This is a genomic window from Rhodoblastus acidophilus, assembly GCF_009720655.1.
GTDB lineage: Bacteria > Pseudomonadota > Alphaproteobacteria > Rhizobiales > Beijerinckiaceae > Rhodoblastus > Rhodoblastus acidophilus_A.
Genome location: NZ_WNKS01000005.1, coordinates 1 through 14,387 on the forward strand (window position 1 = coordinate 1; position 14,387 = coordinate 14,387).

Annotated in this window: 17 protein-coding genes and 1 pseudogene; 6 read left to right on the forward strand and 12 right to left on the reverse strand. The window is 63.3% G+C overall.

Going from position 1 to position 14,387, the window contains the following annotated elements:
* Positions 1–103 precede the first annotated feature (103 nt).
* Genes fusA through rpsL form a run of 3 tightly spaced genes read right to left on the reverse strand, consistent with a single transcriptional unit; the run spans position 104 to position 3,061 of the window.
* Positions 104–2,179, reverse strand: a complete 2,076-nt coding sequence (fusA, locus tag GJ654_RS07540; RefSeq protein ID WP_155445543.1) for an elongation factor G — start codon at positions 2,177–2,179, stop codon at positions 104–106.
* A 24-nt stretch (positions 2,180–2,203) separates the two neighbouring features.
* On the reverse strand, positions 2,204–2,674 hold the full coding sequence (gene rpsG / locus GJ654_RS07545) for a 30S ribosomal protein S7 (RefSeq protein WP_155445544.1): 471 nt from the start codon (positions 2,672–2,674) through the stop codon (positions 2,204–2,206).
* A gap of 15 nt (positions 2,675–2,689) precedes the next feature.
* Positions 2,690–3,061 (reverse strand): 30S ribosomal protein S12, encoded by a 372-nt coding sequence (gene rpsL, locus GJ654_RS07550; RefSeq protein WP_088520448.1) that lies wholly within the window; start codon positions 3,059–3,061, stop codon positions 2,690–2,692.
* A gap of 465 nt (positions 3,062–3,526) precedes the next feature.
* Between rpsL and GJ654_RS07555 the strand changes: the two genes are divergently transcribed.
* Genes GJ654_RS07555 through GJ654_RS07565 form a run of 3 tightly spaced genes read left to right on the forward strand, consistent with a single transcriptional unit; the run spans position 3,527 to position 4,595 of the window.
* Entirely contained in the window at positions 3,527–3,787 is a 261-nt protein-coding gene (locus tag GJ654_RS07555; RefSeq protein WP_155445545.1) for a type II toxin-antitoxin system Phd/YefM family antitoxin, read from the forward strand.
* Positions 3,784–4,179 carry a type II toxin-antitoxin system VapC family toxin gene (locus GJ654_RS07560; protein ID WP_155445546.1) on the forward strand — a complete coding sequence of 132 codons (396 nt, stop codon included), beginning with the start codon at positions 3,784–3,786 and terminating at the stop codon, positions 4,177–4,179. The genes GJ654_RS07555 and GJ654_RS07560 overlap by 4 nt, the downstream gene beginning before the upstream one ends.
* Positions 4,176–4,595 (forward strand): secondary thiamine-phosphate synthase enzyme YjbQ, encoded by a 420-nt coding sequence (locus GJ654_RS07565; RefSeq protein WP_155445547.1) that lies wholly within the window; start codon positions 4,176–4,178, stop codon positions 4,593–4,595. The genes GJ654_RS07560 and GJ654_RS07565 overlap by 4 nt, the downstream gene beginning before the upstream one ends.
* Before the next feature lie 178 nt (positions 4,596–4,773).
* Here the strand turns inward: GJ654_RS07565 and parC are convergent, their stop codons facing one another.
* The gene (gene parC / locus GJ654_RS07570; protein WP_155445548.1) at positions 4,774–7,020 is read right to left on the reverse strand and encodes a DNA topoisomerase IV subunit A; all 2,247 of its coding nucleotides are present in this window, start codon (positions 7,018–7,020) and stop codon (positions 4,774–4,776) included.
* A gap of 261 nt (positions 7,021–7,281) precedes the next feature.
* On the opposite strand from parC, the gene GJ654_RS07575 reads away from it, so the two are divergent.
* Positions 7,282–7,506, forward strand: coding sequence for a hypothetical protein (locus tag GJ654_RS07575; RefSeq protein ID WP_155445549.1), 225 nt, complete (start codon positions 7,282–7,284; stop codon positions 7,504–7,506).
* A 130-nt stretch (positions 7,507–7,636) separates the two neighbouring features.
* Here the strand turns inward: GJ654_RS07575 and recO are convergent, their stop codons facing one another.
* The 6 genes from recO to GJ654_RS07605 all read right to left on the reverse strand — a co-directional run bounded on the left by recO (position 7,637) and on the right by GJ654_RS07605 (position 12,119).
* Complete coding sequence (gene recO, locus GJ654_RS07580; RefSeq protein ID WP_155445550.1) at positions 7,637–8,347, reverse strand: DNA repair protein RecO; 711 nt, start codon at positions 8,345–8,347, stop codon at positions 7,637–7,639.
* 171 nt (positions 8,348–8,518) lie between these two features.
* Complete coding sequence (gene era / locus GJ654_RS07585; protein ID WP_155445551.1) at positions 8,519–9,418, reverse strand: GTPase Era; 900 nt, start codon at positions 9,416–9,418, stop codon at positions 8,519–8,521.
* Positions 9,415–10,122 (reverse strand): ribonuclease III, encoded by a 708-nt coding sequence (gene rnc, locus GJ654_RS07590; RefSeq protein WP_155445552.1) that lies wholly within the window; start codon positions 10,120–10,122, stop codon positions 9,415–9,417. The genes era and rnc overlap by 4 nt, the downstream gene beginning before the upstream one ends.
* Positions 10,119–10,874 (reverse strand): signal peptidase I, encoded by a 756-nt coding sequence (gene lepB / locus GJ654_RS07595; RefSeq protein ID WP_155445553.1) that lies wholly within the window; start codon positions 10,872–10,874, stop codon positions 10,119–10,121. Before lepB ends, rnc begins: the two co-directional genes overlap by 4 nt.
* 85 nt (positions 10,875–10,959) lie before the next feature.
* A complete protein-coding gene (gene acpS / locus GJ654_RS07600) occupies positions 10,960–11,364 on the reverse strand; it encodes a holo-ACP synthase (protein WP_155445554.1) in 405 nt (134 codons plus the stop codon).
* The gene (locus GJ654_RS07605; RefSeq protein WP_155445555.1) at positions 11,361–12,119 is read right to left on the reverse strand and encodes a pyridoxine 5'-phosphate synthase; all 759 of its coding nucleotides are present in this window, start codon (positions 12,117–12,119) and stop codon (positions 11,361–11,363) included. Before GJ654_RS07605 ends, acpS begins: the two co-directional genes overlap by 4 nt.
* Positions 12,120–12,503: 384 nt before the next feature.
* On the opposite strand from GJ654_RS07605, the gene GJ654_RS07610 reads away from it, so the two are divergent.
* Positions 12,504–12,923, forward strand: coding sequence for a helix-turn-helix domain-containing protein (locus GJ654_RS07610; protein WP_155445556.1), 420 nt, complete (start codon positions 12,504–12,506; stop codon positions 12,921–12,923).
* A gap of 224 nt (positions 12,924–13,147) precedes the next feature.
* Here GJ654_RS07610 and GJ654_RS21425 read toward each other — a convergent pair whose 3' ends face one another.
* Positions 13,148–13,252, reverse strand: coding sequence for an ACT domain-containing protein (locus tag GJ654_RS21425; RefSeq protein WP_155445557.1), 105 nt, complete (start codon positions 13,250–13,252; stop codon positions 13,148–13,150).
* A gap of 61 nt (positions 13,253–13,313) precedes the next feature.
* Positions 13,314–13,783, reverse strand: a pseudogene (locus tag GJ654_RS07620) (pyridoxine 5'-phosphate synthase); the annotation flags it as partial.
* Positions 13,784–13,877: 94 nt separating this feature from the next.
* On the opposite strand from GJ654_RS07620, the gene GJ654_RS07625 reads away from it, so the two are divergent.
* Positions 13,878–14,348 (forward strand): helix-turn-helix domain-containing protein, encoded by a 471-nt coding sequence (locus GJ654_RS07625; protein WP_155445558.1) that lies wholly within the window; start codon positions 13,878–13,880, stop codon positions 14,346–14,348.
* The last annotated feature ends 39 nt before the right edge of the window (positions 14,349–14,387 follow it).

The window sequence follows — 14,387 nt, forward strand, 5'->3', positions numbered from 1 at the left end:
TGCCGTGGTCGACGTGACCGATGGTGCCGATGTTGCAGTGCGGCTTGCTACGCGTAAATTTTTCCTTGGCCATGGCCAATCTCCTTAATGGTTGTCAGATGCCTCAGGCGTATTTCGCCTGAACCTTGGCGGCCTCGTTGGCCGGCACCTGCTCGTAGTGGTCGAACTGCATGGTGAAGTTGGCGCGCCCTTGCGTGAAGGACCGCAGCTGGTTGACGTAGCCGAACATATTGGCGAGCGGCACCATGGCGTTGATGACATTGGCGTTGCCGCGCATGTCCTGGCCCTGGATCTGACCGCGCCGCGAGTTCAGGTCGCCGATGACCGAGCCGGTATAGTCTTCCGGGGTCACCACTTCGACCTTCATGATCGGCTCGAGCAGCACGGAGCCGCCCTTCTGGAGCGCTTCGCGCATAGCGGCGCGCGAGGCGATTTCGAAGGCGAGCACCGAGGAGTCGACGTCATGGAAGGCGCCGTCGATCAGCGTGGCCTTGACGTCCACGACGGGGAAGCCCGCGAGGATGCCGGCGCCCATCACCGACTGGATGCCCTTGTCGACGCCGGGGATATATTCCTTCGGCACCGCGCCGCCGACGATCTGGCTCTCGAACGAATTGCCGGCGCCCTGCTCATTCGGCTCGAAGATGATCTTGACGCGGGCGAACTGGCCCGTGCCGCCGGTCTGCTTCTTGTGGGTGTAGTCGATCTCGACGCGCTTGGTCAGCTTCTCGCGATAAGCCACCTGCGGCGCGCCGATATTGGCGTCGACCATGTAGGTGCGCTTGAGAATGTCGACCTTGATGTCGAGATGGAGTTCGCCCATGCCCTTGAGAATGGTCTGGCCGGATTCCTGATCGGTCGACACGCGGAAGGACGGATCCTCCGCCGCAAGCTTCTGCAGGGCGATGCCGAGCTTCTCCTGGTCGGCCTTGGACTTCGGCTCGATCGCGATCTCGATGACCGGATCGGGGAATTCCATGCGCTCCAGGATGACGGGCTTCAGCGTGTCGCACAGCGTGTCGCCGGTGCGGGTGTCCTTCAGGCCGGCCAGCGCGACGATGTCGCCGGCATAGGCTTCCTTGATGTCTTCGCGGTCGTTGGCGTGCATGAGCAACATGCGACCGACGCGCTCTTTCTTGTCCTTGGTCGAGTTCAGGACGGTCGTGCCGGATTCCACCTTGCCCGAATAAACACGGCAGAAGGTGATGGTGCCGACGAACTTGTCGTCCATGATCTTGAACGCGAGCATGGAGAAGGGTTCGGAATCCACGGGATTGCGGACCATTTCCTCGCCGGTGTCCATGTTGACGCCCTTGATCGCCTCGCGGTCGATCGGGGACGGCAGGTAGTGCACCACGGCGTCGAGCAGGGGCTGCACGCCCTTGTTCTTGAAGGCGGAGCCGCAGAACACCGGATGGAAGGCGATCTTGCGCACGGCCGCGCGGATCAGACGATGCAGCGTGGCCTCGTCAGGCTCTTCGCCGTCGAGATAGGCCGCCATCACGTCGTCGTCCATTTCGACGGCGGCTTCGATCAGCAGCTGGCGGTATTCGAGCGCCTTGTCCTTGAGATCCTCGGGAATCTCTTCGTCATGATATTTGGCGCCGAGACCTTCGTTGTCCCAAACCACCGCCTTCATGCGGACGAGATCGATGATGCCCTGGAAGTTGGATTCCGAACCGATCGGCAGTTGCACGCAGACCGGACGGCCGCCGACGCGGGTCTTGATGTCATCGACGCATTTGTAGAAATCGGCGCCGATCTTGTCCATCTTGTTGACGAAGCAGATGCGCGGCACGGCGTATTTGTCGGCCTGACGCCAGACGGTTTCCGTCTGCGGCTCCACGCCCTGGTTGCCGTCGAGCACGCAGACCGCGCCGTCGAGCACGCGCAGGGAGCGTTCGACTTCAATGGTGAAGTCGACGTGCCCGGGGGTGTCGATGATGTTCAGGCGCTTGCCGTTCCAGAAGGTGGTGGTCGCAGCCGAGGTGATCGTGATCCCGCGTTCCTGCTCCTGCTCCATCCAGTCCATGGTGGCGGCGCCCTCGTGGACTTCGCCAATCTTGTGCGACTTTCCGGAGTAGTACAGGATACGTTCGGTCGTCGTGGTCTTGCCCGCATCGATGTGGGCCATGATGCCGAAGTTACGGTAGTCTTCGATCGGATGACTGCGCGGCATGGTCGAGCTTTCCTAAACTTTGGCTTACCAGCGGTAATGCGAGAAGGCGCGGTTGGCTTCCGCCATCCGGTGCGTGTCTTCACGCTTCTTCACGGCGGCGCCGCGGTTGTTCGAGGCGTCGAGCAATTCGGCCGAAAGGCGCTCGATCATGGTCTTGTCGTTACGGCCGCGCGCGGCCGTGATCAGCCAGCGGATGGCGAGGGCCTGGCGGCGCTCCATGCGGACTTCGACGGGCACCTGGTAGGTGGCGCCGCCGACGCGGCGGGAGCGCACCTCGATGGCCGGAGCGACGTTTTCAAGCGCCTGCTTGAACACGCCGAGCGGCTCGACCTTGGCCTTGGCTTCGATGATGTCGAAGGCGCCATAGACGATCTGTTCGGCGGCCGACTTCTTGCCGTCGTACATGATCGAGTTCATGAACTTGGCGACGATGACGTCGCCGAACTTGGCGTCCGGGATGACTTCGCGCTTTTCCGCGCTGTGACGACGAGACATATCCGCTCCTAAATCTTACTTCGGACGCTTCGCGCCGTATTTCGAACGACGCTGCTTGCGGTCCTTGACGCCCTGGGTGTCGAGCACGCCGCGCAGGATGTGGTAGCGCACGCCGGGAAGATCCTTGACGCGGCCGCCGCGGATCATCACCACGGAGTGTTCCTGAAGGTTGTGGCCTTCGCCCGGAATGTAGCCGATGACCTCAAAACCGTTGGTCAGGCGAACCTTGGCCACCTTGCGGAGCGCCGAGTTCGGCTTCTTCGGCGTGGTGGTGTAGACGCGGGTGCACACGCCACGCTTCTGCGGCGAGGCCTGCAGATGGCGGGCCTTTTCGCGATAGGTTTTCGGTTGCCGCGGCTTGCGGATCAACTGGGAAATAGTGGGCATCCTTCGCCTTTCCGGACGAAATAGTTGAACTGGTGAACAAGGCGAAACTTGCGCTCCGCCTCGCCCCGCGACCGACCTTGGACTCCTCGAAGGACTCTTCAGCCAATAGCGAAACGCATAAACGCCTTCGGCCATGATCCGGCCTCCGGCGCTTCCGAAGACAGAGGACCAACGCGGATAAACGCCAGTCGTGTCGATGGACGATCTCGCGTGAGATCGATTGACTCTTCAGTCGAAAAGCTGGTCCGACAGCGTTTAGTCCGCCTGGGTCTCCAGCGCGGCGCCGGAGACATGCTGGGCTACAGCCTGTCTGAGTGGCCGTCGTATAGGCGGCGGAGTCGCAAACGTCAAATGAAATTTGCGTTTTTCGCTGCAAAACTCGGGATCTCCCCCCGTTCCGCTTGCGCCGCTCGCCTTGAATCGAACCTGTGACTGGACTAATTTTGTTGTGTTGGGAGAAAAGACATGCGCATTGCCGTGTCGGAAGCCAAGGCGCAACTGACGGAACTGGTGCGTCGCGCGGAATCGGGCGAGGAAATCATCCTGACCCGCCACGGCGCGCCCGCCGTGCGACTCACGCCGGTGCGCCCCCTGCCCGACGCCGCGGAGACGCGCGCAGCGCGACTGAAGGACTTGCAACGCCGCGCCGCCGCGAAGGCGCTCCCTGGCCCCAGCGCCGCGCGCAGCCAGGATTTTCTTTACGGCGACGACGGTCTGCCGGAATGATCGCGGTCGATACGTCCGCTCTTGTCGCCATAGTTTTGAACGAACCCGAATCGGAGCGATGCGCGTCGATTCTCACGTGCGCGCCGCGCCGCCTGATCTCGGCGGCCAATGTCGCGGAGGCGCTGATCGTCGCTAACCGCCGCGCGGTGGTCGATGAGATGCAAGAGATGTTCGAACTCTGGACGTTCGACATTGTCGATGTCACGGCCTCCGTCGCGCATCGCGCGGCTGAAGCCTATCGGCTTTGGGGCAAGGGGTTCCACGCCGCCGCGCTCAATTATGGAGATTGTTTCGCCTATGACTTGGCGAAAAACCACGCCTGCGCCCTCCTCTACGTGGGCAAGGATTTTGCCCTGACCGACGTGTTGCGCGCACAGGAGAGCACGCCATGAAATCGTTTCGAAAAGAACTCTGGTTCGAGGTCCGGGGCCGCCGGGGTTTTGTCAACATCACCCCGCAGGTCGAATCGGCGCTGCGCGAATCCGGCGTGCGCGAGGGGCTGTGCCTCGTCAACGCCATGCACATCACCGCGAGCGTGTTCATCAACGACGACGAGAGCGGCCTGCACCACGACTACGAGCTCTGGCTGGAGAAACTGGCGCCGCATGAGCCGGTCTCCGGCTACCACCACAACCGCACCGGCGAGGACAACGCCGACGCCCACATGAAGCGCCAGGTGATGGGCCGCGAGGTCGTGGTCGCCATCACCAATGGCAAGCTCGACTTCGGCCCGTGGGAGCAGATTTTTTACGGCGAGTTCGACGGCGGCCGCCGCAAGCGCGCGCTGATCAAGATCATCGGCGAATGAGCGCGAGGGGACTGGATCGCATTGCGCGCCCGGTCTTTCCGGCTTGTCGCGCCCCAGGGGACGCGATGCGTTCCTGTCCCCGCTTGACATCACAGGGCCGGGGACAGGAACGCATTGCGCGTCCACATGTCGCCTCCGTCGGCGCACGACTCACGCGCAATTCGATCCAGTTCCCTTCTCACCCGAATCGATTGTTCCGTGGAAAATTCTTCGGCGGCAGGCGGCCGGCGTCGGCGCGGGTTCCCAGCCACTCGGTCAGCGCGTCCTTCGCCACATTATAGACGCGCCCCGAGGAATCGGTCCACGACAGCCCCGCGTCCAGCGCAAACGTTTTGATGTCCGAGAGGCCGCCATCCTTGTAGCGTTGCAGGCGCACGCCTTTGCCGCGCGTCATTTCCGGAATTTCGACGAGCGGAAAACACAGCAATTTGCGATTCTCGCCGATCGCCGCCACCGTGTCGCCCTCGACCGGCACGATGAAGCGCGCCTTGCCCGGCCCTTCGACATTGAGCAACATTTTGCCTTTTCGCGTGTTGGCGATCATGTCGTTTTCGGTGGCGACAAATCCGCGCCCGTCGCTCGACGCCACCAGCATTTTGCCATTGGGCCGATGCACGAACACGCTCGCGACATCCTCGCCGTCGTCGATTTCCGCCAGCAGACGAATCGGCTCGCCCGCCCCGCGCCCGCCCGGCAGTTTTGAGGCGTCGAGCGTAAAAATCTTGCCGTCGGTCGCCAGCACCATGATTTTCGATGTCGTCTCGGCGAAGAACGCCACATGCAGCGCATCGTCGCCCTTGTATTGCAGGTTGGCGAGGTCCGACACCTGCCCTTTGAGCGCCCGAATCCATCCCTTTTGCGTCACCACAACCGTAATGGGCTCGCGCTCGACCAACACATCGGTGAGATCGAAATTTTCGGACACCGCCGGCGGCGCCTCAAAGGTGGTGCGCCGTTTTCCCAGCGCGGTGAGCGGCCCCCATTTCTTCTTCATCTCGCGAATCTGCGCGACGATCGCCTTCCACTGCCGCGCCTCCTCACCGACCAGCAGTTCCAGCTCGCCCTTTTCGCGCGTCAGTTCCGCATGTTCGCCACGCAGCTGCATTTCTTCCAGGCGGCGCAGCGACCGCAGCCGCGTGTCCAAAATATAGTTCGCCTGGTTGTCGGTGAGTTCGAAGCGCGCCTTGAGCACGTCCTTGGGCTCGTCCTCCTCGCGGATGATGCGGATCACCTCGTCGAGATTGAGGAAGGCGATGATCATGCCGGCGAGCACTTCGAGCCGGCGCTCGATCTCCGCCAACCTGTAGCGCGAACGGCGCAGCAGCACGTCGCGACGATGGTCGAGCCATTGCCGCAAAGCCTCCGGCAGCGACAGCACTTTGGGCACCACGCCGTCAGCGAGCACGTTCATGTTCATCGCAAAGCGGCTTTCCAGCTCGCTCATGCGGAACAGGCTCTCCATCATCACGGAAGCATCGACGTTGCGCGCCCGAGGCTCCAGCACGATGCGCACGTCATCAGTGGATTCGTCGCGCACGTCGGCGAGCAGCGGCAGCTTCTTCTCATTGACCAGTTCGGCGAGCTTTTCGATCAGCCGCGATTTTTGCACCCCATAGGGAATCTCGGTGACGACCGCGTTCCAGGCGCCCCTCGCCCCCTCCTCCTTGGTCCAGCGCGAGCGGATGCGGAACGAGCCGCGCCCGCTCGCATAAGTCTCGATGATCGCGTCGCGCGAATCGACAACGATGCCGCCGGTGGGAAAATCCGGCCCCTGCACGAAGGTGCACAAATCCCGCGCCGACGCCTTGGGATTGGAGATGAGGTAGAGCGCGGCATCCAGGAGTTCGGAGACATTGTGCGGCGGGATCGAGGTCGCCATGCCGACCGCAATGCCCTGCGCGCCATTGGCGAGCAGGTTTGGGAAAGCGGCCGGCAGCACCACCGGCTCCTTCAGGTCGCCGGAATAATTGTCGCGAAAATCGACGGCGTCTTCGTCGATGCCTTCGAGCAGCGCCCGGGCGACCTCCGTCATGCGCGCTTCTGTGTAGCGATAGGCGGCGGCGCCGTCGCCGTCGATATTGCCGAAATTGCCCTGCCCGTCGACCAGAGGAAAACGCGAGGAGAAATCCTGCGCGAGCCGCACCAGGGCGTCGTAGATCGACTGGTCGCCATGGGGATGGAACGAGCCCATGACGTCGCCGACGATCTTCGCACATTTCTTGAAGGACGCGCCGGGGTCCAGCCGCAGAATGTGCATGCCGTAGAGAATGCGGCGATGCACGGGTTTCAAGCCGTCGCGGGCGTCCGGCAGGGCGCGGCCCATGATGGTGGACAGCGCATAGGCGAGATAGCGTTCTTCCAGCGCGTCGCGCAGGTTGACGGGCTGGTTGATCTCGTCCGGAGGCGGAAGATGAGCGCGGGCCATAGGCTCCAGAATTCATGTAAGGTTTGGGTTCGCGCCGCCCATGCGGACGCGGTTTTGCGTTCTTGACCTGTAGAGCAGGCGCCGACTCAGTTCAAGTTCGTGCTTCGTTCCTTTGCAGGAATTTTCCCGGATTGTGGCGATTTCGCACTAGCCTCGCCGACGCGCGGCGATTAGAAAACGGATGCTTCGCAGTTGCGAAGCGTTTTGAGCATCGCTTCAAGGCGATAAAGCCAGACCGTATGCGTATCGGCAGAGGCCCAGATGAAAATTTCGCAAGCGCTTGCGCCGGCAGTTGTGCTGCTGGCGTTTGGCGTCGGAGTCGGCGCGGCGTTCCTCGTGCAACGCACGGCGACCGCTGAACCCAACGCGCAGCAAACTGTCCAGATCGACTCCTCCAGCGTCTCCTCGATCTGCGAGGACCGCGAGGTGGAGATGGACGAAGGCTACGCGCTCACGCGCAAGGAAAAGCGCCGCGTTTGCCATTGAGGCGCGCGACGACAGTCAAGAGCGGCCCTCCGGGGCCGCTTTTGATTCGCCGGGTCATCCGCGCTTCGCCTGAAGGATTTCCGCGCGATTTCGTTTTCGCGGATCGCGAAGCGATCTTGCGGAAACCGTATCAGAGCGTCGCGAGATAGGCGGCGCGCGAATCGGGCGGCGTCAGCCCGCGCGGCGCGAAAACATCGCGGTCGAGGAAAAAGCCGGTGAGACGCAGGGCGGCGCGCACATCCTCGACGGACGCCGGCGCCTCCACGCCCCCGCGCAAGAAACCCGGCAGCGGCAGCAGTTTTGTCGCCCACGGCGCGCCGGCCTCGCGACAGACCGCGCGGCCGCTTTTCGGCGAGACATAGATCAGGTCGGCGGTCGCGCCCGTCGCCGCGCAGGTTTCCAGATCGAGCCCGAATCCCAGTTCCGCCAGCAAAGCGAGTTCGAAGCGCACGAAAAGGCTCGGCGCCAGCGGATCGCCCAAATGGACGAGCAGCGCCGAGGCCATCTCGAACAGGTTTGGATGCGGATCGCGCTCGGGCAGCAGCCGCAGCAACCCGCCCAGCCAGTTCACCCCATGCAGGGCGCGCACATCGCCCAACAGCAGATGCGTGCGCAGGGTGAGCGGCTCCACGGCGAAGGCGCCGATATGCTCCTCCAGCCGCGCGCGCCAGGTGACGGCGACTTCATTGCCGGCCTGCAGCACCGGCTGCATGGTTTTCGAACGGCCCGAGCGGACGACGCCGACATGGCGGCCATGGCCGCGCGTCATCACCTCAAGGATGACGCTGGTCTCGCCATGTTTCTTCACGCCCAGGACAAGGGCGCGTTCGGACCATTCCATGTTGCCGCCGCCGTCCCCGCCCCTCTTTGTGAGGCCGAAAAACTGAAGCCGTCATGGCCGGGCTTGTCCCGGCCATCCACGCGGCGCCGCAACGCGAGCTGTCGCAGAAACTTGCCCTCGCGGGTCGGCGTGGATGCCCGGGACAAGCCCGGGCATGACGTGCGTGGGCGCCTATTTCTTCGGAAACTCCAGCCCCATTTCCCGGTAACGCTCGGGGTCGTCGCCCCAGTTCTCGCGCACTTTGACAAACAGGAACAGGTGGACCTTCTGTTCCGCCGCTTCCATGATCTCTTTGCGCGCGGCGGACCCGATGCTCTTGATGGTCTTGCCGCCCTCGCCGATGACGATCTTCTTCTGGCCCTCGCGGGTCACATAAATCGTCTGCTCCACGCGCGCGGAGCCGTCCGGCTGATCCTTCCACAGCTCGGTCTCGACCGTGGACTGGTACGGCAGTTCGTCATGCAGGCGCTCGAACAGTTTTTCGCGGGTGATTTCCGCCGCCAGCGACCGCAGCGGCGCGTCCGAAACCTGATCTTCGGGATAGAGCCACGGCCCCTCCGGCATCAGCGCCGTCAGCTTGCGCAAAAACGTCTCGCAGCCGTGGCCCTTGAGCGCTGAAATCATGAAGGTTTCGATGAATTCGGCCTTGGCGTTCAGATCGGCGGCCAATCCCAACAACTTTTCATGGGCGATGGTGTCGATCTTGTTCAGCACCAGGATTTTCGGCGCCTTGATCTGCGCGAGACGGGCAAAGATCGCCTCGTTCTCCTCGTCAAAACCCTTTCGCGCGTCGATGAGCAGGCAGACGACATCGGCATCCCCCGCGCCGCCCCAGGCGGACGTCACCATGGCGCGGTCGAGCCGCCGCTTGGGCGCGAAAATGCCGGGCGTATCGACAAAGATGATTTGCGTCTGCTCCTGCAGCGCGATGCCGCGCACCAGCGCCCGCGTCGTCTGCACTTTTCGCGAGACGATCGACACCTTGGCGCCGACCAGCTGGTTCAACAGGGTCGATTTTCCGGCGTTGGGAGCGCCGATCAGCGCGGCGAAGCCGCAACGTGTTTCCGTCATGTCGGGTCCGTCACGCCTTCGCGGGCGAGGAAAGATTGGGCCGCCGCCTGTTCGGCGGCGCGTTTCGATCCGCCCCGCGCCTCGACGGAGTCGAAACCGGGGATGACCACTTCAATGATGAACTGCGGCGCGTGATCCGGCCCAGAGCGCGCCGAGAGCTTGTAAAGCGGCGGCGTCAGGCCGCGCGCCTGTGCCCATTCCTGCAACATGGTCTTGGGGTCGCGCAAGGGGCGCGTGGGGTTGCGCATCTTTTCGAGAAACGCCCGCTCCACCAGCGCCTGCGCGGCGTCAAAACCGCCGTCGAGATAGACCGCGCCGATGATGGACTCGCAGATGTCGCCAAGCAGCGCCGACTTCTTCTTGCCGCCGCTTTGCGCCTCGCCGTCGCCCAACCGCAGGAAATCGCCGGCGCCCCATTCGCGGGCGATGTCGGCGCAGGTCTCCTTGCGCACCAGCACGGCGAGGCGGCGCGACAGCTCCCCCTCCTCCGCGTCGGGAAAGTTCGCGCAGAGCATCCCGGCGACGGCGAGGCCGAGAACGCGATCGCCCAAAAACTCCAGCCGCTGGTAAGAATCGGTGCGGCGCACCGACGGCGACGGCGCCAAGGCGCTGATGTGGGTGAGGGCGCGGGTGAGATGCGACGCATCGGCGAATTCATAGCCGATGCGCGCCTCAAGTTCGGACAAATCCTTGCCTTTGCTCATCTGACCGCGTGGAACATCCGGTTCACCCGCAGGGTCCAAGGCCAGCGCCAGAATTCATAAGCCGCGGCCCCGTCGCCCACCGAGAAGAAGGTCACTTCGGCGCGGCCCTCGAGATTTTCGAATGGCACATAGCCGACGCCGCCCTGGTCCGGCGGCACGCGCGAATCCGTGGAATTGTCGCGATTGTCGCCCATCATGAAATAGTGGTTCGGCGGCACCACGAACGGGCCGGCGTTGTCGTTAAAACCGTCGTCGCCCTGGATTTCGATGATCGTATGCGAGACGCCGCCGGGCAGCGTCTCCTTGTAGGTCGGCACGGGGCCGAAATGGCCATAGAGGTCTTCGGTCTGCACCTTGTCGACCGGCTCGCGCGGCACGAGTTCGTCGTTGATGTAGAGCCGCCCCTTCTTGATCTCGATCTTTTCGCCGGGCAGGCCGATCACGCGCTTGATGTAGTCGGTCTCATTGTCGCGCGGCAGTTTGAACACCACGACATCGCCGCGCTTGGGCGGCGACGAGAGCACGCGGCCATTGAACAGCGGCGGACCGAAGGGCACGGAATAGCGGGAATAGCCATAGGCGTATTTCGACACGAACAGGTAGTCGCCGATCTCCAGGGTCGGAATCATCGAGCCCGAGGGAATGTTGAAGGGCTGGAACAGGAAGGTGCGCACCACCAGCGCGATGGCCAGCGCCTCCAGGATCACGACGATGGTTTCGCCGAGTCCCTCTTTCTTCTTTGCGTCAGTCATGGCTCCGCCCGTATTGATGCTTTCTCGCCGGTATTGCGGGTTTTCGTGCGGAAACGCAAGCGCCCATGGCGCCGCGCAAGCCGGCTCAGCGCGCCTCGATCAGAACCTGCGCCTGCGCGTATGGGTATTCGTCGGTCAGCGTCAGATGGATATAGGGCGTCGCGCCGGGCGGCGCCAGCCGCGCGCACATATCGGCGAGCAGCGCCGCCGCCGCGCCGGTGAGCACCACCCCGGGCTTGCCGGCCGCGTCATTGACGACGCCGATGTCATGGAACCAGACGCCGCGCGCGAGTCCCGTGCCCAAAGCCTTGGCGCAGGCCTCCTTGGCGGCGAATCGCTTGGCGTAGGTTTCCGCGCGCCGCGCCCGCCCGTCGGCTTTTTCGCGTTCGATCTCGGTGAAGCAGCGGCGGGCGAAGCGATCGCCGTATTTTTCCAGCGTGCGCTCGATCCGCCTGATGTCGCAGAGATCGACGCCCAGTCCCAAAATCATACGCCCCGCGCTCCTTCAACCCCTTGCGCGATGGCCGCGATCATCCGCCGGATCGAGGCGTCGAGCCCGATGAACACCGCTTCGCCGATCAGGAAATGGCCGATGTTCAGTTCGGCGATCTGCGGCAAAGCGGCGATGGTTCTGGCGCTGTCGAAATCGAGTCCGTGGCCGGCGTGGCATTCCAGGCCCAGCCTTTCGCAGGCCGCGGCGGCCGCGCGCAGCCGGTCAAATTCGGCTTGCGCCTTGTCGGTTTCCCCCAGCATCAGCGCATGACACCAGGCGCCGGTGTGCAGCTCCACCACGGGCGCCCTGATCTCGACAGCCGCCTCCAGCGCCGCGATCGAGGGCTCGACGAACAGGGACACGCGCACGCCCTCGCGATTCAGCTCGTCGACGAAGGGAATCAGATGCTTTTTGCCGCCGATGACGTCGAGCCCGCCCTCGGTGGTGCGCTCCGTGCGCTTTTCCGGCACCAGGCAGCAGGCGTGCGGTTTTGTGCGCAAAGCGATGTCGAGCATCTGCTCGGTCGCCGCCATCTCGAAATTGAGCGGCGCCGGGAGTTCGCGCAGCCGGCGCATGTCCTCGTCGACAATGTGGCGGCGATCCTCGCGCAGATGCGCCGTGATCCCGTCGGCGCCGGCCGCCAGCGCCATTTCGGCCGCGCGAACCGGATCGGGAACGAAACCGCCCCTCGCGTTGCGCAAGGTGGCGACGTGATCGACATTCACGCCCAGCCGAATTTTTCGCGCGCTCATCGCCACCCCTTTCACCCCTGGTCCATATCGCGTTGTCATAGGACGGACCGAGCGGATCGACAACGCGCCAGGCGCGATTCCCGCACGCGGCCTTCACACCTCGAGCCTCCCCGGACCCGCACGGGCGGCCATCGCTCTTGAAGACGCGCTATCGAGCTGGCGCCGGTTGGAGTACGGACGCATTCAATTACGTAAAGTACGCACTTGCCGATCAGCAAAGCTAATATATAATGAAAGCGCAATTTCATTTTAGTCGACGCGGCGAAATAGACGCGCCAATATTTGGACTGGCGACCGGCCAGAATTGTCTGCTAACTCGGTCTCCCCGAAGGATCGCTGCGTCATTCATTCCGCGCCGTCGCTCTAGCCATTGAGTGCGAGACGATGAACTCTATTGATTTGCACGTCGGCGCCCGAGTGAGGGCGGCGCGGTTTCAGGCGGGCTTGACGCTCGGATCTGTCGCTTCTCTCATCGACACGAACGCCGCCCAACTTCTTCTATACGAGAGCGGCAAAGAGCGAATTCCGGCTAAAACCGTCAATCAACTTTGCCGCATCCTCAACGTGTCCCCTCACTATCTCTTCGAACTCCCGTTGAGCAGCGACGGCCCTGGGCGTCGCGGCGCGCGCGACGCGGATGCTCACGCGCCCGCAACAGCCAAGGCGGGATCGCCTGAACACCTCGCCCGCGCGGAAGACATGGTCATGCGGCATGACAGGCTTGCCGCGATCCAGGTGGACATTGGCGAAAGGCTTGAGCGTTTGGGTATCTGTTTAAATCGGTGGAAATGCGATCATGAATGATTGATCCATCCCCGCCCAAGTTGCGGAGCCGCTCCATGCAAGAAAGGCAAACAGCCATGTTGCTTGGCGGCGGCATGTAGCCATCTTCGAACGGAAGATCCAGGCTCGGGGCGCCCGGAGATAACATGCCGAGGCAATTGTCGCATGCGATCCTCTTGCGCAATTTGCTCTCTCTTGCCGATTTTCATCTGCAACGCCTTCGCCGCTGGTGGGCGCGGGCTGCGCTACCCGATCACCCGCTCGACCCGGTTGACCATGGGCAGCGCCCGAATGCGCGCGATGATGTCGCTCAGATGCTTAAGGTCGAACACTTCGACCTTAAACGTCATCTCTCGGCTTAATCCCTGTCTACGTCGCCCACGTCCGCCGCGTGGCGCCAGCCGCCGGTGTGGTGTGCAGCTCCACCACCGGCGCCCTGATCTCGACAGCCGCCTCCAGCGCCGCGATTGACGGCTCAACGAACAGCGACACGCGCACGCCCTCGCGATTCAGCTCGTTGACGAAGGGAATCAGAGGCTTCTTGCCGCCGATGACGTCGAGCCGCCCTCGGTGATGCGCTCCGTGCGCTTTTCCGGCGCCAGGCAGCAGGCGTGCGGTTTCGTGCGCAAAGCGATGTCGAGCATCTGCTCGGTCGCCGCCATCTCGAAATTGAGCGGCGCCGGCAATTCGCGCAAACGGCGCATGTCCTCGTCGACAATGTGGCGGCGATCCTCGCGCCGATGCGCCGTGATCCCGTCGGCGACGGCCGCCAGCGCCATTTCGGCCGCGCGCAGCGGATCGGGGACGAAACCGCCCCTCGCGTTGCGCAAGGTGGCGACGTGATCGACATTCACGCCCAGCGGAATTTTTCGCGCCGTCATCGTGCCTTGCTTTCCTGGATGCGCCTCCCTCGTCATAAGACGACCCGGCCGGATCGACACCGCGCCATTTCGCGACGGCGGATGCAAGGGTCTTGTGGCGCGCGCGGACGCAGACTTAACCTTAGGTAATGACCGCAAGTTGACGTTTTATATGAACTCCTCCACGTTCAGCAGCCGTTCAGGTATAAACGTGTTTAATTGCTTCAAATTCAAGCAATCCATTGAGTTGAGCCCAGCCATGAGCGATATCGATCTTCTTGTTGGCGCAAGATTGAGAGAAAAACGGTTTCAAGCCCGGTTGAGCCTTTCCGAGCTCGCCGCCCGCATCGGCGCGCCCCCCGCCCGCCTGCTGCGCTTCGAGGACGGGCAGGAACGCGTTCCAGCTCAGATCCTGGCCGCATTCTGCCGCGCCCTGGAGGTGAAACCCGCCGAGATTTTTGCGCTGAAGACCAACAAGCCGGAGCAAGCCGCTGTCGTCGACGACGACGGGCGCGTCGCCCGGGGCTTGAGCGCCCTCTCGGCTCTGAGGACGCAAGCCAACGCCCGCCGCGCCCCGGAGACTTGATCGCTAGAGCATTTTCAAGCGAAGCGGATGCCGGTTCGC